Source organism: Paracoccus zhejiangensis, assembly GCF_002847445.1.
GTDB lineage: Bacteria > Pseudomonadota > Alphaproteobacteria > Rhodobacterales > Rhodobacteraceae > Paracoccus > Paracoccus zhejiangensis.
In genome coordinates, this window is the sequence record NZ_CP025430.1 from 175,574 (window position 1) to 190,570 (window position 14,997).

22 protein-coding genes are annotated in these 14,997 nt (G+C 66.2%); 4 read left to right on the plus strand and 18 right to left on the minus strand.

From position 1 onward, the window contains the following. Nucleotides 1-260: 260 nt before the first annotated feature. The 9 genes from CX676_RS00850 to CX676_RS00895 form a co-directional block, all read right to left on the minus strand. Nucleotides 261-524, minus strand: coding sequence for a hypothetical protein (locus tag CX676_RS00850; protein ID WP_101750935.1), 264 nt, complete (start codon nt 522-524; stop codon nt 261-263). Nucleotides 525-686: 162 nt separating this feature from the next. Beyond that, on the minus strand, nt 687-1,361 hold the full coding sequence (locus CX676_RS00860; protein ID WP_101750937.1) for a YcbK family protein: 675 nt from the start codon (nt 1,359-1,361) through the stop codon (nt 687-689). A 74-nt stretch (nt 1,362-1,435) separates the two neighbouring features. Next, nucleotides 1,436-1,723: a DUF6127 family protein gene (locus CX676_RS00865; RefSeq protein WP_023851444.1), complete on the minus strand. Its 288-nt coding sequence runs from the start codon at nt 1,721-1,723 to the stop codon at nt 1,436-1,438. A gap of 19 nt (nt 1,724-1,742) precedes the next feature. Further along, nucleotides 1,743-2,798 carry a DUF2793 domain-containing protein gene (locus CX676_RS00870; protein ID WP_101750938.1) on the minus strand — a complete coding sequence of 352 codons (1,056 nt, stop codon included), beginning with the start codon at nt 2,796-2,798 and terminating at the stop codon, nt 1,743-1,745. A 15-nt stretch (nt 2,799-2,813) separates the two neighbouring features. Next, nucleotides 2,814-3,134, minus strand: coding sequence for a phage head closure protein (locus CX676_RS00875; RefSeq protein ID WP_101750939.1), 321 nt, complete (start codon nt 3,132-3,134; stop codon nt 2,814-2,816). 2 nt (nt 3,135-3,136) lie between these two features. Further along, nucleotides 3,137-3,676: a head-tail connector protein gene (locus CX676_RS00880; RefSeq protein ID WP_101750940.1), complete on the minus strand. Its 540-nt coding sequence runs from the start codon at nt 3,674-3,676 to the stop codon at nt 3,137-3,139. A 54-nt stretch (nt 3,677-3,730) separates the two neighbouring features. Then, entirely contained in the window at nt 3,731-4,171 is a 441-nt protein-coding gene (locus CX676_RS00885) for a hypothetical protein (protein ID WP_101750941.1), read from the minus strand. Between the two features lie 78 nt (nt 4,172-4,249). Continuing rightward, the gene (locus tag CX676_RS00890; RefSeq protein ID WP_101750942.1) at nt 4,250-5,536 is read right to left on the minus strand and encodes a phage major capsid protein; all 1,287 of its coding nucleotides are present in this window, start codon (nt 5,534-5,536) and stop codon (nt 4,250-4,252) included. Nucleotides 5,537-5,546: 10 nt separating this feature from the next. After that, nucleotides 5,547-6,416 (minus strand): head maturation protease, ClpP-related, encoded by an 870-nt coding sequence (locus CX676_RS00895; RefSeq protein WP_101750943.1) that lies wholly within the window; start codon nt 6,414-6,416, stop codon nt 5,547-5,549. 149 nt (nt 6,417-6,565) lie between these two features. Here CX676_RS00895 and CX676_RS00900 point away from each other — a divergent pair, with 149 nt between their 5' ends. Then, a complete protein-coding gene (locus CX676_RS00900; protein WP_101750944.1) occupies nt 6,566-6,991 on the plus strand; it encodes a hypothetical protein in 426 nt (141 codons plus the stop codon). Nucleotides 6,992-7,021: 30 nt separating this feature from the next. Here CX676_RS00900 and CX676_RS00905 read toward each other — a convergent pair whose 3' ends face one another. The 3 genes from CX676_RS00905 to CX676_RS00915 are packed head-to-tail and all read right to left on the minus strand — an operon-like array spanning nt 7,022 to nt 10,571. Continuing rightward, the gene (locus tag CX676_RS00905) at nt 7,022-8,317 is read right to left on the minus strand and encodes a phage portal protein (RefSeq protein WP_232816546.1); all 1,296 of its coding nucleotides are present in this window, start codon (nt 8,315-8,317) and stop codon (nt 7,022-7,024) included. 27 nt (nt 8,318-8,344) lie between these two features. Next, nucleotides 8,345-10,117, minus strand: coding sequence for a terminase large subunit (locus CX676_RS00910; protein ID WP_101750945.1), 1,773 nt, complete (start codon nt 10,115-10,117; stop codon nt 8,345-8,347). Next, the gene (locus tag CX676_RS00915) at nt 10,101-10,571 is read right to left on the minus strand and encodes a phage terminase small subunit P27 family (RefSeq protein WP_101750946.1); all 471 of its coding nucleotides are present in this window, start codon (nt 10,569-10,571) and stop codon (nt 10,101-10,103) included. The genes CX676_RS00910 and CX676_RS00915 overlap by 17 nt, the downstream gene beginning before the upstream one ends. 206 nt (nt 10,572-10,777) lie before the next feature. Between CX676_RS00915 and CX676_RS00920 the strand changes: the two genes are divergently transcribed. From CX676_RS00920 to CX676_RS22425, 3 genes are all read left to right on the plus strand, one after another. Beyond that, entirely contained in the window at nt 10,778-10,984 is a 207-nt protein-coding gene (locus CX676_RS00920) for a cold-shock protein (protein WP_011748352.1), read from the plus strand. A 79-nt stretch (nt 10,985-11,063) separates the two neighbouring features. Further along, nucleotides 11,064-11,369, plus strand: a complete 306-nt coding sequence (locus tag CX676_RS00925; RefSeq protein WP_101750947.1) for a DUF982 domain-containing protein — start codon at nt 11,064-11,066, stop codon at nt 11,367-11,369. A 98-nt stretch (nt 11,370-11,467) separates the two neighbouring features. After that, complete coding sequence (locus tag CX676_RS22425; protein WP_157935814.1) at nt 11,468-11,626, plus strand: hypothetical protein; 159 nt, start codon at nt 11,468-11,470, stop codon at nt 11,624-11,626. Nucleotides 11,627-11,638: 12 nt separating this feature from the next. Here the strand turns inward: CX676_RS22425 and CX676_RS00930 are convergent, their stop codons facing one another. The 6 genes from CX676_RS00930 to CX676_RS00955 form a co-directional block, all read right to left on the minus strand. Further along, the gene (locus CX676_RS00930; RefSeq protein ID WP_101750948.1) at nt 11,639-11,863 is read right to left on the minus strand and encodes a DUF7220 family protein; all 225 of its coding nucleotides are present in this window, start codon (nt 11,861-11,863) and stop codon (nt 11,639-11,641) included. Continuing rightward, nucleotides 11,860-13,221: a site-specific DNA-methyltransferase gene (locus CX676_RS00935; protein WP_232816547.1), complete on the minus strand. Its 1,362-nt coding sequence runs from the start codon at nt 13,219-13,221 to the stop codon at nt 11,860-11,862. Before CX676_RS00935 ends, CX676_RS00930 begins: the two co-directional genes overlap by 4 nt. Before the next feature lie 134 nt (nt 13,222-13,355). Beyond that, the gene (locus CX676_RS00940; RefSeq protein WP_101750950.1) at nt 13,356-13,694 is read right to left on the minus strand and encodes an HNH endonuclease; all 339 of its coding nucleotides are present in this window, start codon (nt 13,692-13,694) and stop codon (nt 13,356-13,358) included. 138 nt (nt 13,695-13,832) lie between these two features. Further along, nucleotides 13,833-14,213 (minus strand): DUF6362 family protein, encoded by a 381-nt coding sequence (locus tag CX676_RS00945; protein WP_101750951.1) that lies wholly within the window; start codon nt 14,211-14,213, stop codon nt 13,833-13,835. After that, a complete protein-coding gene (locus CX676_RS00950) occupies nt 14,206-14,406 on the minus strand; it encodes a hypothetical protein (RefSeq protein ID WP_101750952.1) in 201 nt (66 codons plus the stop codon). The genes CX676_RS00945 and CX676_RS00950 overlap by 8 nt, the downstream gene beginning before the upstream one ends. Beyond that, nucleotides 14,403-14,891 carry a hypothetical protein gene (locus CX676_RS00955; RefSeq protein WP_101750953.1) on the minus strand — a complete coding sequence of 163 codons (489 nt, stop codon included), beginning with the start codon at nt 14,889-14,891 and terminating at the stop codon, nt 14,403-14,405. The genes CX676_RS00950 and CX676_RS00955 overlap by 4 nt, the downstream gene beginning before the upstream one ends. Nucleotides 14,892-14,997 lie beyond the last annotated feature (106 nt).

Sequence of the window (14,997 nt, forward strand, 5' to 3'; positions counted from 1 at the left end):
TGATCCCCGCTTGTAGCCTCTTGGTAGAACGCATCGATCTCTTGCTGTGAGAGGCCCGCTTCTTTTGCGGCCCGTCGGCACAATCCGAGGATCATAAAGGCATTGCTGTCGTGTCCAGTCAGCTGGACTGTTATGTTTGGATACTTGGGGGGCATTGACCGGCTCCTCCAGCGCAGTAGGTACGAAGCCCAGAACGCTCACTTATTCATTATTATCAACAGGATAAGGCGATTTTGTTCGCGCTTTTTCCATTGCAGTGTTTAAGGGCTTCGGCTGCGACAACTTCGCGCCTGATCCCGCATGACGCTGTAATCGGCGATCATCTCGGCGATAGCCGTCGCCTCCGGCAGCAGATTGAGCTCGTCGGCCGCGCGCGCGTGGAACTCACGGCTGTACTCGATGACGGGAGGGCAGACGGTTGCGAGGCGCGGTTCAGAAGCGACCGTTGCGCAGCCGGTCAGCAAGCTCGTCGCGGTCGCGAGGACGGCGAGCCGCCGCATCCAGCATCCGGCGTTGAACATCATTGGTTTCCTCCAATGTTTCGAGGCGTTCGGCGAGGCGGCCCGCTCGTTCCCCTGTGCGCCGAAGCGAAAGCAGGAACAGGAGCACTGTGAGCGCGATGGCGCCGTAGCGGAGAGCCGTCCGGGCCCACGGGTTGGTGGCGAACCCAGCGAGGAGCGCACCAATCATCGGCGGCCCCGCTTCCAATCGTCCAGCCGCGCGTAGATCGTGATCGCGATCCCGCCGAGCGCCACGGCGATGAACACCCAGCGGAGCGTGTCGAGATACGGCACCAGCGGCAGGATGGCGGACTGGGTCTCAGCCAGGACGCTCTGGGCGACCTCTACGCCCGCGGCGCCCAGCGTAGCCACACCGGCGGCCCCGCCGCCCTTCATGGTGCGGCTGTCGGCCAGCACTTCGCGCGCAGGCGGCGTTTCAGCCGCGAAGGCTGTCGCCCGGATTTGGAAGCGCTCGCCCCACTGGCGAGCGGGCCCGAGATCGACATGGATGAATCCTGATCGCGGGTAGAATCCGAAGCCGAGGAACCCGACCTCCCGCGCTGCTGCCTCGAACGCCACCGGGTCATGGTTCGCCATGGCGATATCGAAGGCCGCGCCGTCGAGGTGCTTCGACCGGGTGGCGCCGCCCACGGCGCGGTTGTGCTCGGGGCTGCGATAGGCGGAACGCACGATCAGCGGTTTGCCCAACCGGTCGCGCAGCGCCTGCAGCCTGTCGAGCGCGGGCTCGTTGATGAGCAGCTTGCCGGTGCCCCGGCAGGCGATTTCTGCGGGCGAGAAGTTGGGCCAGCGCCAGGTGCCCTCGGGCGCCTCCCGCCAATGGTCGTAGAAGGTCGTGGTCATGTGGGTCCTCCAAAACGAAAAACCCGCCTCGAGGGCGGGTCATTGCGGGCTGATGAATGGGGAATGGTGAGCGGCTACGGGCCGCCGCCGAAGATCTTCAGCTTGATCGCGATGCCCGCGAGCAGCGCCAGCATGACGCCGGTGGTGATCATGCGGACGGCCGTCTGCATCGCGGTGCGGCGCACCAGCCGGATGCAGTCCACCAGAGAGCGCAGATCGCGGATGTCGAGCGCGGCCTCGTCGCCGTCGAGCCCGACATCGGCCAGCGCGCGCTTCGCGCCTTCCTCGGCGGCGCGTGTCAGGATCGCCTCGAACTCGGCGTCGGGCATGCGCACGAAGCCTTCGGATCGGGGTGGTGTCATCGGATCCTCCTTCCGCCGCTCAGCCGACCTTGCAGCCCCAGAAGGACGTGTGATCGGCCGCGAAATAGCCGTCCGCGACCCGGAAATACCCCTGCAGTTCGACGGTATCGCCCGCGGTGAGCGGCACCATGGTCTGCAGCCAGATTGCGGTGGCGAGCGAGACGTGGGTGGCGGAGATTTCGCCGAGGGAGCCGCGGATTTCCGTCGTGCCGTTCAGGACGAGCCGCCCGCGCATGCGGGCCGTGGCGCTGGCGTTGATCTTGTAGAGCAGCGTCGCGCCGAAGAGGTAAGTGCCGTCCACCGGCGCCACGAAGTGGTTGTTCGCGGCGTCGAAAGCCCCCTGGTCGTTGTGGTCGGTGTTGTTGAGGCCGATCTTCGTCCAGGTCCCGACGCCGACGTAATTGTCGTAGTCGGTGTAAGCCTTGAACCGCGGCAGCCGGGGCTGATCGACGATGCCGGTGGCGTTGTCGACGCTGAGCCCGTCGAAGAAGGTGCTGCCGTCGGCGGAGACTACCAGCCGGAAGCGGTCCGAGCCGAACAGCCCTACCAGCGCCTTGGTAACGAAGTCGGTCTGCAGCGTCAGGCCGAGATCGTCGCCGGCCGCCTCCTTGTTCATGGTGTAGAACAGATCGCCGGTGCCACCCTCGGCCACCGTTTTCGCCGTCCAGAGCGCGGCGTTCAGCTTGGCCGAGAACGGGTTCGACGTATCAGCCGTGGTCCCGAGTCCGAGGAGCGCCAGGTTCTGCAGCGCGTCCGGCGTGGTCCCGACCCAGCCCGCGCCGTCGTAGACCAACAGCAATCCTTCGTCCTCGACCCAAGCCCGCCACCCGGTCCGGGGTGGCAGGCGCAGCCAGGCGCCGTCGGTCCAGACCGCGACGTTCAGGTCCCAGCCCGCCCAGTCGCCGGTGGCTCCAGACGCCACGATATGCCGGTCGCCGTCTGCGGGGTTGACGGAGGGCGCTGTCAGGTCCCGGTCGAGGACGGAGAGCTGCACGAGCCCGTCGAGGATCCGCAGCGCCTCGTTGTGGGTGACATGCTTCTGGGTCTGCCCCGCGAGGATGTAGCGGAGGCACAGAGCGGAGCGGCTCCCTCACGCCTCGCCCAGCATCTCGAGACAGGCGCCGTCTTCGCTGGGCCGAGGGTCTTCCTTCAGGTCGAAGATCACCGCATCGATGACAGCGCGCCATTCGGAGGTGATGGCGCGGGTCTCGGCGCTGGCACGGATCGTCAGGATGGCCGGCGACTTCGAGACCAGCCGCGCTTGCATGACAGCCTCGGAGCCGCGCAGGTAATGGACATGGCACCACAGGGTGAAGCGATCTTCCCATCCCTGGATCAGCATCCCGTCCGGATCGCGGATCATCACCGCCTCCTGGAAGGTGGCCCTGCGCCGCAGGCGCCCGGCAACCATGCTCACAGCCTGATCCTGCGATAGGGGGCGAGCAGCGCATCCACGGCCATGGGCAGCGCCGATGGGCTGGTGCCCAGACTGACGGCCGCCCGGTTCTCATACCAATGGGCGATTAGCAGCAGCATGGCCTGGCGGATGGCGGCGGGGATCTCGGCGGGGGCGCCATAGCCCGCGGTGAAGGTGATCGCCGCAGGACGGCCAAAGCCCGCGAGAGGTCGCAACAACAGGCGTTGGTCCCGCCGGTCGATCCGGTAATCGAGATCGCCGCCCGCGGCATCGGTGAACACGGCGCTGTCGATCTCGCTGTCGGGAAACGGCAGCAGGATGGGTCCGGTGACGGCATCCAGACCCATCTGCCAGTTTTGGGTCACCAGGCAGCGGCCGAGGATGCCGGCAGGGCCGTCCAGCCAGGCGGTGGCCGCATCGATGCTGTGCTGGATCAACAGATCCTCGTCATCATGATCGACGCGGAGCTGGGCCTTGGCTTCGGCCAGCGTGATCGGCACCGCCGCAGGCGCCGTAATGCGGGTGAGCGTGAACATGGTGAAATCCCTGATGCAGAGCGCGGGCGGCCTTCACCGCCCGCGACATTGCCATCACGCCTGATCGGCCTGCGGGTTGATCTGGCCGTGGCCCTTGATCACCAGCGCGGCGACGGGCGTGCCGGTGGTATGGGTGCCGGAAAACGCCGCCAGCAGCTTGAGGTAGCGCCTGGTCCCGACGTAGCCAAAGCGGTAGACTGCGGCGGTGGCATGGGCCGCGACCAGCGCCTTGACGATGCCACCTTCACCGACAGCCGCGACCCCCAGCAGATCATCCACGGTGACCGCCTCGTAGCTGCTGTCGTCATCGGAATGGATCAGGGTGAACTCGATCTTGTCGGTGTCGCTGAAGGTGATGCCGCCCGCGCCAATGGCGAGGATGATCTCCGCGCCCTTGAAGCCGCGCAGATCAACGGCCGCGGGAGTGTTGTCGTCGGTGAGTGTGGCCGCGTCGATGGCCGCAGCTACTGTGAGGCCGGAATGCAGATCCTTCATCGGATCCTCCTGTGCAGGGATGAATGGAGTGACGCGGGCGACAGACTGCCGCCCGCGCGCTTGGGTCCAGCCGGGCGATCAGCTCGCCGCGATCTTCAGCAGCTTGATGGCCTCAAATTCCTGCACTCCACCGCCGACCCGCTTGGTGGTGTAGAAATGCACGTAAGGCTTGTTGGTGAAGGGATCGCGCAACACCCGGATGCCGAAGCGGTCGACGATCAGATAGCCGCGCCGGAAATCCCCGAAGGCCAGTGGGAAGGCCCCGGCAGCGATGTCGGGCATGTTGTCGTCATCGCTGATCGGATAGCCAAGCAGCGTCGCCGGCTGGCCGGCCTGAACCGGCGGCTGCCAGAGATAGAGCTCCTCGGTCTTGGACTTCAGCTTGCGGATGGTGGCTTGCAGTGAGCGGTTCATCAGGAAACGGGCGTTCTGCCGGTAGCCCTGCTTCAGCCCGTAGACGAGATCGATCAGCGCATCGACGCCGTTATGGGTGGCATCGGTCAGCGCCGCCGCCACGCCCGAGGCGGTGTAGCCGATCTTGCCCCAGGCGTAGGAGGCATTGGCCACCGTGTCATAGGCCAGGATGCCGCGCGGCCGGTTCACCCCGTCGCCGGTGATGAAGGCGGTGGCCTCGGCCTCGGCGAAGGCGGTCGAGACCTCCTCGGCCAGCCAGGCGGCGATATCGACGCGCGCATCGTCGAGCAGGGTCTGGGTCGCGGCGGGGTTGGCGTAGATTTCCATTGCCGGGAAGGCCAGTTCCGCCAGGGTGGGCGTGGCGGTCTCGGGCCGGGCCTGGCGTTCGCCGACCCAGCCGGCTGCGGCCCCGCCCTGATTGACCAGCTTCTTGTAGCTGCCGGCCGAGATCGAGATGACGCTGGCGATCGACCGCATGGCCGAGACCGAGCCCAGCACCCGGTCGATGGTCTGTTCCATCTGATCAGGCACGACATAGCCGCCATCGGGATCGCTGTCGGTGCGAAGCGCGGCCTTCACCTCCAGTTCCCGAAGCCCGGCCTCGACGCCGCGGCGGAAGAACTGGTTGAAGGCGCGGGCGTGCTCGCGGGTCTCGGGGCTGTCCGCCCGATCCGCGCTGCCACCACCGCCGCCGAGCCTGGCCGCCGCCAGCACGGCATTGGTCTCGTCGAGCGCGCCCTGAAGCCGGGTGATCTCTGCATTGATGCGCTCCACCTTCTCGGCCTGCACGACATCGGCGAACTTCGCGTTGATGCCGTTGATCTCGGCTTGATGCTCGTCCTTGAAGGCGGCAAAGGCGCGGTTCAGATCGGCGAGGATGGCGTTGGCGTCGCCGGCCTCGGCGCGCACGCGAACGGCCCCGCGAATGCGGGGGGATTTCTGGATGCCCATGATGGTTTCCTTATGAGCGGATGGTGTCGATGAGCCGCCGGATGGCGCTCACGGGGATGCCAGCGTTCTGCGTGGCGGGTTCGGCAGCGTTGCGCGTGCCGGTAATCTGTTTCAGCATCGCGCGCCGCTCGCTGCGGGGGATGCCTTGCTGCGCCAGAGCCGCGTCGATGCGGCGCCGCGCCTGAATGTCGGGGCGGGCCTGCGCCATGGTGGGCGGCTCAGCTTCCACGCGTGGTCGGTTGCCTGTATCGGGCGCAATTCCGTCCGCCATCCCGGCGGCAATCGCCTCCTCGGTGCCCAGAAAGGTCTCGGCATCGAGCAGCGCGGCAATTTCCTCGCTGCTCCTGCCGCTGCGCGCGGCATAGATCCCGGTCAGGGCGGCGTCGAAGGTCTCAAAAAGCGTGGCGGCTTCGGCCATGTCGTGGCGATTGCCGATCACCACGCCCCAGGCATTGTGCAGCATCAGGAAGCTGCCGGGGCTCATGTGGATCTCGTCGCCGGCCATGGCGATAATCGAGGCCGCCGAGGCCGCGAGCCCCAGCACCTCAACGGTGACCGCGGCCGGATGGGCGCGCAGCAGGTTGTAGATGGCAATGCCCTCGAACATGTCGCCGCCCGGCGAGTTGATCTGCACCGTCACCGCCTGCGGGCCGATCCTGCTGAGCGCCGCTGCGATCCGGCGCAGGCTCACCCCGCCGCCCATATCATCCTCGCCGATCACGTCGAAGATGGTGATGGTGCTGTCGCGCTCGGTGACGGAAGTGACCTGCACGGCGACCGGCATCTCGGCCCAGCGGACCAGCGCGTCCGATGGCGCATCGGCCTGGAACGCCGCGGGGCGCGGCAAGACCGGTCCGGCCGGAAGATCACGCAGGCTCATCAGATGGTCCTTTCGGATGTGTGCGGCTCATAGCTGAACAAGAAAGACCGGCAGTTTCCTGCCGCTCTCCGCGCCTCAGGCGCTTGTGATGGATAATCAGCGGCGGTTGTCGTTTATCTGCTCAACCAAGAGTATGACGGAGCAGACCCATGCGTATTTTCCAGAAACTGGCCGTATTGGCCGTCACCGCCGCCACCGTGGTCGCTGTGCCGGCCTCGGCAGACCCGGGACGGGGCAAAGCCCATGATCGTGACCACTTCCGGACCAGCCAGGCAAGACACTGCCCGCCGGGGCTGGCGAAGAAGAACCCGCCCTGTGTTCCGCCCGGCCAGGCCAGAAAATATGACGATCGCAGGGATTATGATCGTCGGCGGCACCATGACCGCTACGGTGTCCGGATCGGCGATATCCTGCGGATCGACGATTACCGGGTCATTCGCGATCCTCGCAGGATGAATCTCGAGACCCGTGACGACTGGCGCTATTACCGCGATGGCCATCGCGCCTATCGGGTTGATCGCGAGACCCGGAAGATTCTCTCGGTCATCGAGTTGATCGACGCTTTTACCAACTGAGGCAGCGCCGGCTGCATTCCGGCCCCGAGATCAGGGATCGGCTTGGGCGTCGGGATTGGTAGATTCGTCCTCCGCCTTACCGGCTTCTGCCGTCATGTTGGGCGGCGGATAATAGATGTCGCCGCCGGCACGTGGATTCTGGTCCTCGAGCGCGCGGATCTCGTTGGGGCTCCACACCCCCCATTGCAGGCCCTTCACATAGGCCTCCCAGCGGGCCTTGATATCGCCCTTGACGAGGGCTGCGCGGTTGAAACGGGCATAGAGCAGATCATCCGCGCCGATCAGGTCGCGGTCGATCGCCTCCTCCCACATGGTCAGGTGATCCTCGAGCGTCCAGGCCACGAAGCCGATCGACTGCTGCTCGATGCCGGTGCCCCAGCTGGTGGACTTCTCGGTGTCGCCGATCATATGCGGCGGCACCCCGAAGAACATGGCGATGTCGCTGCGGCTGAACTTGCGGCTCTCGATCCATTGCGCATCCTCGGCGGTCATCGCGATACGGGCGTAATCCATACCTTCCTCGAGAATGAGGTGCTTGCCTTCCTGGTCACCGCCGGCGCGGAACGCCTCGAGCCCGGCCTTGAGATTGGCCACCGCCTCGGGTCCGAGCTTCTGCGGGTGCCTGAGCACGCCCGAGACCCGGGCGCCATTGCGGAAGGTGGTGGCGCCGTGATCCTCCATCGCCAGCGCCAGACCGATGGTCTCGCGGGCATAGGCGATTGGTGAGACACCTCGTACCCCGTCCAGCGTCAGCCCGACCATATGCAGCACCTCGTCCTGCGGCAAGCGCAGCCGCCGGCCATCGGGGCGGGTATAGAGAAAGCTCAGCGCCAGGTCCTCGCCCTGCACCACCTCGACCCGATCCGGATGCAGCGGGATCAGCGCCTGCACGGTGCCGCGCGAGCGCACGATCATGGCATAGGCATTGCCGCGCAAGAGCAGATGCGCCTGCAGCATCCGGCGGAACTGCGATGGCGTCTGCCAGCGATTGGGCCTTCGCCGCAGCAGCTGCCAGATCGGGGCATCCGAGGCATCCTCGCGGGTCCGGGCATCGATCCGGCGCTTGATATGCAAGGGCAGCGTTGCCACCGCGCCGGAAATGATGCGCACGCAGGCATAGACTGCCGCCACCCGCATGGCGCTGTCCGGCGTCACCGCCATGCCGGAGCCGCTGGCTGCGCCGGCCCGGAGCGCCGCATCCAGTTCGGCGGCAGAGGTGATGACCAGCCCGCCGCCGGCTTCATGGATGGCAGCGCGTGGCGACGGGGCGTGCGGAGGTGAGGCCGCAGGCGGGGCGCCTGCAAACCAGCGGGACCAGAAGGACATGGGCATTCTTTCCGTAAGACGGGTAGCCTACAGCACCAGGATGCTGCGGCTGTCATAGACCGAGCGGCCGGCATTGACGTCGCGCAGGAGCGCCCGGCCGAGGGCGTTGCAGATCGCGACGATGCCGTCGATGCGCTCCGAGGAGCGTTCCTTGTCCGGCTTGATATTGCCGGCCGGATCATGGCGCACGGCGACATTCGAGGCATTCCAGCGCAGCACCGGATGGCCGCCATGCCACAAGAGCCGCGACACCGAGAGCCGCTCAAGTTCCGCGGTCGGCGCCGCCATGCTCAGAAACCCCTGACCGAACTGCACCAGGTTGATCCCCTCATCCTGCAGATGCTGGACGATCTCTCCGGCGAAGGTGCGGTCGTAAGAGAGCTCGCGCAGATCGTAGCGCCCCGCGAGTGCGATGATCTCGGCCTCGATAAAGGCGAAATCGGTGGCATTGCCGGGGGTGGCGGAGAGGAGCCCCTGGTTGCGCCAGGTATCGTAGGGCACTCGATCGCGCTTACCCCGGCGCAGAATATCTTCCTCAGGCACCCAGAAGCGGGGCAGCACGATCCATTTCTCGGCCAGATCACCGAGCGCGGGGTCCCCCGTCGGTGGGAACAGCAGCATGAAGGCCGAGAGGTCGTTGACCCGGGCGAGATCGAGCCCGCCATAGCATTCGCGGCCCAGCAGCTTCTGCTCCAGATCATCCAGCCCGGCGCGGATATCTCGCCAATCAGCCCCGTCACCCGGCCCGCCCTCGGCCCAGACGCCCATGTCGAGCCAGCGGGTGACCTGTTCGGTCCATTCATTCAGCCGCAGCCGCCGGATGGCGTTCTGCTGCGCCGGCATCTCGCGGGCCTCGTCGATCTGACGCTTCAGATCGTCGCGTTTCACCGTCACTCCGAGGCTGGGATTAGCCTTCACCCAGACCGCAGGATCAGTCCAGTCATCGCCCGCGTCGATGGTGGCGATGAAGGCAAACCAGCTGTCGGCCGCGTCATGCGGCACGCTGCCTTCCAGCGCCTTGACCGAGAACTCGTGATGCTGGCGACAGACCGAATGGCGGTCATGGCCGGCGGTGGTGATCTCGACGATCAGCGGCTGGCGCCGGGCACCGGTGGCGGTGTTGAGCTTCTGAATGATTTCCGGTCCGGGATGTTCATGCACCTCGTCCACGGCGGCCAGATGCACGTTGAGCCCGTCCATCTTGCTGGCATCGGCCGAGAGCGGTCGGAACCAAGACGCGGTCGGCAGCACCGCGAGGTTGTTGACGGTGCGGGTGACCCTTGCCGTCAGGGCCGGGCTCGCCGCCACCATGCGCTCGGCCTCGCCAAACACGATCCGCGCCTGATCGCGGGTGGTGGCGGCCGCATAGACATGGGCGCCCGGCTCCCCATCGGCAATCAGCGCATAGAGCGCGATCCCCGCCAGCAGCGCCGATTTGCCGTTCTTGCGCGCAACCTCGACGTAAGCGGTGCGGAACCGGCGCAGCCCATCGGCGCGTTTCCAGCCGAACACCGCGCCGACGACGAAGGCTTGCCACGGCTGCAGCACGAAGGGCTGCCCGGCCCACTCTCCGGTCGAGTGCCGCAGATGGGTGAAAAACTCGATCGCGTGCAGCGCCCCCGTGCGGTCCCAGGAGAGGCCGCGGGGCTTGCCGGAGGTCAGATCTGCCAGATGCCGTGCGCAGGCCAGCTTCACCAGCCGGCCCGCGGTGATCGTTCCGCCGGTGACTGCCTTTGCGTAGGCTGTGACCGGACAGGCCGGCAACTTCCGCCCGGTGCCGGTTTTACGCCTTGCTGCCACGGTTCAGATAATCCTCGAATGGATCGCGACTGTCAGTGGGTTCGGCCATGCGTACCCGGCTGCGGCTGGAGGGCGTCATCCCGAATTCAGCTTCGATCTGTCCCATCTGTGCCAGGCATTTGTTGGCCACCGCCAGAAACGGGTTCTGGATGATATTGCCACCCACGGTCTTGACCACCGGGCCGCGGCGCTTGACTTCGGCCTCCGCCTCGAGCCAACGGCGCCAGATGACCACGTAGCGCGCCAGCGCCCCCACATCGAGCTCGGTCATCACCCCGTGGCGGGCCAGCAGCCCCGCCATCTCGGTGAACTTCGCGGCCGCCGCCGCCTCGAGGTGATCGGGTGGCGGTGGTGTTGCCACAACCGGCTTCGGCTCATCGGCGCTGATCCGGTGCGGCCGTGCGGTGCCTTTCACCAGCTTCAACTGCGTCGGCAAGGGTTTGCGACCGGGCATGGCAGGTTCTTCCGCATCTTCTCCAATGCAACGGGCACGAAGAATACGAAACTCGACGTCGACCCCTCGCAAATTGCGCGAGCGGACCCCATATGCAGTCAGCAACACTTGTTTTCGAATCTGCTCCTTTTCCGGCTCAGCTCTCGATCGTCAGCTTTGCCGGGTCGTTGCGTTGTGCGAACGACATACAGACAAGGAGTATCACGATGGCCAATGGCACCGTGAAATGGTTCAATTCCGCCAAGGGTTTCGGCTTCATCCAGCCAGAGAGCGGCTCGAAGGACATCTTCGTCCACATCTCTGCGGTCGAGCGGGCTGGCATCCACCAGCTGAATGACGGTCAGGCCGTTTCATTCGATCTTGAGCGCGACCGTAACGGTCGGGACTCGGCAACGAACCTCGTTCTCGCCTGAGCGAAACATCCATCATGAAGGCTGGGCGGCGGCTTGGCGCGCCCTCCTTCACCCAGCACCGGGTGCATAGCGCTCCCGGGTGCCGAATTTCCTGAAAGAACTGACTTTGATAGAAATCCACTGGGGCAAACCGTTGTCCTTTGTCGTTTCGTCTGCGGGCGAGATACAGAACTTCTCCACAGCCGAACAGGTCCGCTACTGGTTGCGAAAGAAATGGCCCGTCACCGACCAGGCGCGTGATCGTGCGCTTCACCAGGTGGAAGCTGCCATGGACTGCATGGCATCGGTCGCGACTGCGCGCCGCGCCTTCATCGTGGCGGCCAGATCGGCCGGCTTCGTATCGCGGCACCTCGCAAGTCAACCAGAGTACCGCGTTAACGCGTGATCCACGTGAACGACCACCAGATCGGCGGGACGGTCCTTGCGCGGCGCTGACAATAATACGACCGCAGTGAAGCAACCCCGCTCGCGAGAGGAAAGCCGATGCCCGACTCCGAGGACCGAACCGACGCAGATCTCACATTTCTGATCCTGGAGAACTGCCACGACCTTGGCGTTGGCGACGGCCCTGCACAGGCGATGGTTGAGCGGGTGCTGAAAAACCGCCGGATGGCGCGGGCACCGAAGACCGCAGTCGAGTGACCGCGCGGTGTTTCATGGTGCACCCCGCATCCGGATCGCCTCGAACACCCTCCGCAAGGCGAAGGAACGGGCAATCGACATGACCGTGAATGCGGCGCCGATCTTCAGGTTCTGCGCCAGCGTTATGTGCAGGCCGAAGATGGGAAAGATCAGGATCTGCGTGACAACCGCGACGCCGTAGCCGACGATCACGTTGGCGACGGACTCGGCCAGCGACATGAGACGGGATTGTTTCATGCCGCCTCGCTCCGGCTGCGCCGCTTGCGGGCGGAGGCATCACTGTCAGCGTCGCCATCCGCCTCCGCAACCGTGCCTGCGTGTTCACCAAGCCGCTTGGCCTTCAACTCGGTGAAGGTGCGTCCGTCGCCGTCGAGGATCACATCGCGGCCGGTCTCGGCCTGCCACCGTTCGACGGCGACATCGACATAGGCCGGGCTGATCTCCATCGCGAAGACGCGGCGGCCATTGGCTTCGCCCGCCATGATCTGCGAGCCGGAGCCGGAGAAGGGCTCATAGCAAAGCCCGCCGCGCGCGACGTGCTGGCGCATCGGGATGCCGAAGGCGTCGAGCGGCTTCGGCGTGGGATGGTCGGGGCGCTCGTCCCTGGCGAAACTCGGCATCTCCCAGGTCGAGGGCAGCGTCTGATCGGCCACTTTCGGCGGGCGGTTCGGACGCCGCCAGCCCATGAAGCAGGGCTCGTGTTTCCACAGGTAATGCGACCGGGTCAGCACCCCGCGGTCCTTCACCCAGATGATCTGCTGGTGGACGAAGGCGCCGGCCTTTTCCCAGCAGGCTTCCAGCATCGCCTGACGGCGCGAGGCGTGCCAGCAATACCAGGCGGCATTCTCGGTGATCGCCTCGGCTACAGCGGCGGCGATGAAGCCGTCGTAGAGTTCGGCCCCCTGTGAGCTGTCGTCCCAGGTGGTGCCGTAGGAGGTCGACCAGTCCTTGTTGCGGGTCGGATGGTTCGAGCCGTCATAATCCACCAGATAGGGTGGATCGGTGGCAAACAGCACGGCCCGCTCGCCATTCATCAGCCGGCGGACATCGTCGTGGGATGTGCTGTCCCCGCAGAGCAGCCGGTGATCGCCGAGGATCCAGAGATCACCGGTCCGCGAGGCCGGGTTGAGCGGCGGCTCGGGGATGATCACCGGTGGGGTGGACGAACTGTCCTCATCGACGGCGCCAGCCAGCAGCCGGTCCAGTTCCCCATCCTCGAAGCCCATGATGCCGAGATCGAAACCCGCCTCCTTCAGATCGCCGAGTTCCAGCGCCAGCAGACTTTCGTCCCATCCCGCATTCAACGCGATGCGGTTGTCGGCCAGCACCAGCGCCCGGCGCTGGCTGTCGCTGAGGCCGGTCAAGGTGATCGCGGGCACCGTCGGCAGGCCCAGAAGCCGGGCCGCCAGCACCCGGCCATGGCCAGCGATCAGTGTTCCGTCCTCGGCAATCAGCACCGGGTTCACGAAGCCGAACTCGCGGATCGAGCCGGCGATCTCGGCGACCTGTGCGTCCGAATGCGTGCGCGCGTTGCGGGCATAAGGCACAAGGCCGTCGAGGCCGCGGTATTCGACGGCCAGCTGGCGATCGGTCACGATGTGGCTTCCTTCTGATTTGCCCTGCACCCCCCCCTCGCCATTTTGGCCGCGGATGCAGAAAGCTTGGCGCCTGGTCCTGGCGTCGAACGCTCCAGAGATCTGACCTCCCCCGGGGTGGCTAGGGGCTCGGTTCAGCGGCGCGGATTGCCGAAGCCGCCGTCCTCGCGCGCGGTCTTGCGGCTGTGGCAGCTTGCGCAGAGCGCCTGCCAACCGTCCGGGTCCCAGAACCGATCCGTATCGCCGCGATGGGGGATGATGTGATCGACGGCATTGGCCGCGCTCACCAACCCCTGTCGCTGGCATTCCGCGCAGAGCGGGTGGCGGGCGAGGAACATCCGCCGCGCGTGCTGCCAGCGGGTGGATTTGTAGAGCGCCCGGATGGCGGGGTCGCGTTTGTGGTCGGCGTCGCGATCGGCCTCACGCTTGTCACGCGTCCCCACCGGGCGATGGATGGGCGGGCGCACAGGCATGGGATGCCCTCGCAAGTCGGATGAAACGGGGAGGAAACGACCGGTGGCGCTCCGAGGCGCTCTTCTCCCGATCATATCCTGTTTATAGCACCGGCATGTTGCAGATGTCGAAGGAAAAAGTGTTGCAACACATTGGAGTCACTGCGCATTCAGACGCGCGGCGATCTTGGTCAGCGCCAGCTGCCAGCGCCGCCATGCGGTGGTGCGGTCGCAGCCGAGTTCCCCGCTGATCTGCTTCCACGGCACCCGGGCCGCGCGCGACCAGACCAGCTTGCGCTCGGGCTGCTCGATCCAGAGCACCCAGTCGAAGGTCTGCTCGAGCCGGGTGATGGCCGCCGCCGAGGGCCAGACCCGCATCGGCTGGGGTTCCATCGCCGCGATCTCGCGGCTGGTCCGCACGATGTCGGGCCAGGTGTTGAAGTAGCCCTGCGCCTTGACCGGCGGCAGCTTGCGCAGGGTGCGGAACGCCTCGGCGAAGTGGTCGGCAACATCGTCCGCGGTCCAGTCCCGATCAGCCATGGCCACGCCCTTCCTCGCCGGCGCGGGGGCCGTAGAGCTTCTCGCCCAGCTGGCGGACCAGTTCACGCTCGGGCCAGGTGAGGCGGTCGTCGTCGGCGGAGACCGCGAGGACGCCCTGTTCCTGCCAGCCCTCGCGCTTCACCTGCTCGGGATCGCGGCGTCGGCCGCCGTAGCCATGGGGGTGCCATCTCATGCGACACCCCCGTTCGTCTCGATCGCCCAGAGCAGGAGCGCGATGGCGTCGGCCTCGTTGTCGTCGGCGGGGCTGAAACCGCGGGCCCGGACGGCGGCGACCATGGCGGCCTTGTCGGCGTTGCCCTTGCCTGCGGCATGACGCTTGATCGTGCCGACCGGGACGCCCTCGTAGGGCACGCCGCGCAGCTCAGCCCATGCCGTCAGCGTGGCCATGAGCCCGCCGTAGATATGGCTCGCGTCGGTGCCCGCGTGGCGGCGGACTTCCTCGAACCAGATGGCGGCGACAGGACCGGACAGCCGGTCGATCTCGGTCAGCCAGTTGGTGAAGCGCAGGTAGCGCATGCCGCCGCCGTCGAAGCGGCCCGGGCGGAGAGAGACGGTGCCGCTGGTGATCAGGCCGTCATGGCCGCGGATCGCCCAGCCGGTCGAGGTGCCGAGGTCGAGCGCGAGGATGCACGGGAGCAGTCCGCCACCGTCCTCCATCCGCACAGGAGGGTTGGTGACGGATGTGACGGATGTGACGGATAGTTCCCTATCTGCTCCACAGGCGCGCACATGCGCGCGCGTAACGGTCTTATAGGTATGATCC

What these genes read in the sequence shown, in the direction of transcription:
- CX676_RS00850 (WP_101750935.1), bottom strand. Translation starts at nt 524, where the DNA reads ATGATGTTCAACGCCGGATGCTGGATGCGGCGGCTCGCCGTCCTCGCG.
- CX676_RS00860 (WP_101750937.1), bottom strand. Translation starts at nt 1,361, where the DNA reads ATGACCACGACCTTCTACGACCATTGGCGGGAGGCGCCCGAGGGCACC.
- CX676_RS00865 (WP_023851444.1), bottom strand. Translation starts at nt 1,723, where the DNA reads ATGACACCACCCCGATCCGAAGGCTTCGTGCGCATGCCCGACGCCGAG.
- CX676_RS00875 (WP_101750939.1), bottom strand. Translation starts at nt 3,134, where the DNA reads ATGGTTGCCGGGCGCCTGCGGCGCAGGGCCACCTTCCAGGAGGCGGTG.
- CX676_RS00880 (WP_101750940.1), bottom strand. Translation starts at nt 3,676, where the DNA reads ATGTTCACGCTCACCCGCATTACGGCGCCTGCGGCGGTGCCGATCACG.
- CX676_RS00885 (WP_101750941.1), bottom strand. Translation starts at nt 4,171, where the DNA reads ATGAAGGATCTGCATTCCGGCCTCACAGTAGCTGCGGCCATCGACGCG.
- CX676_RS00890 (WP_101750942.1), bottom strand. Translation starts at nt 5,536, where the DNA reads ATGGGCATCCAGAAATCCCCCCGCATTCGCGGGGCCGTTCGCGTGCGC.
- CX676_RS00895 (WP_101750943.1), bottom strand. Translation starts at nt 6,416, where the DNA reads ATGAGCCTGCGTGATCTTCCGGCCGGACCGGTCTTGCCGCGCCCCGCG.
- CX676_RS00900 (WP_101750944.1), top strand. Translation starts at nt 6,566, where the DNA reads ATGCGTATTTTCCAGAAACTGGCCGTATTGGCCGTCACCGCCGCCACC.
- CX676_RS00905 (WP_232816546.1), bottom strand. Translation starts at nt 8,317, where the DNA reads ATGTCCTTCTGGTCCCGCTGGTTTGCAGGCGCCCCGCCTGCGGCCTCA.
- CX676_RS00915 (WP_101750946.1), bottom strand. Translation starts at nt 10,571, where the DNA reads ATGCCCGGTCGCAAACCCTTGCCGACGCAGTTGAAGCTGGTGAAAGGC.
- CX676_RS00920 (WP_011748352.1), top strand. Translation starts at nt 10,778, where the DNA reads ATGGCCAATGGCACCGTGAAATGGTTCAATTCCGCCAAGGGTTTCGGC.
- CX676_RS22425 (WP_157935814.1), top strand. Translation starts at nt 11,468, where the DNA reads ATGCCCGACTCCGAGGACCGAACCGACGCAGATCTCACATTTCTGATC.
- CX676_RS00930 (WP_101750948.1), bottom strand. Translation starts at nt 11,863, where the DNA reads ATGAAACAATCCCGTCTCATGTCGCTGGCCGAGTCCGTCGCCAACGTG.
- CX676_RS00940 (WP_101750950.1), bottom strand. Translation starts at nt 13,694, where the DNA reads ATGCCTGTGCGCCCGCCCATCCATCGCCCGGTGGGGACGCGTGACAAG.
- CX676_RS00945 (WP_101750951.1), bottom strand. Translation starts at nt 14,213, where the DNA reads ATGGCTGATCGGGACTGGACCGCGGACGATGTTGCCGACCACTTCGCC.
- CX676_RS00950 (WP_101750952.1), bottom strand. Translation starts at nt 14,406, where the DNA reads ATGAGATGGCACCCCCATGGCTACGGCGGCCGACGCCGCGATCCCGAG.
- CX676_RS00955 (WP_101750953.1), bottom strand. Translation starts at nt 14,891, where the DNA reads ATGGAGGACGGTGGCGGACTGCTCCCGTGCATCCTCGCGCTCGACCTC.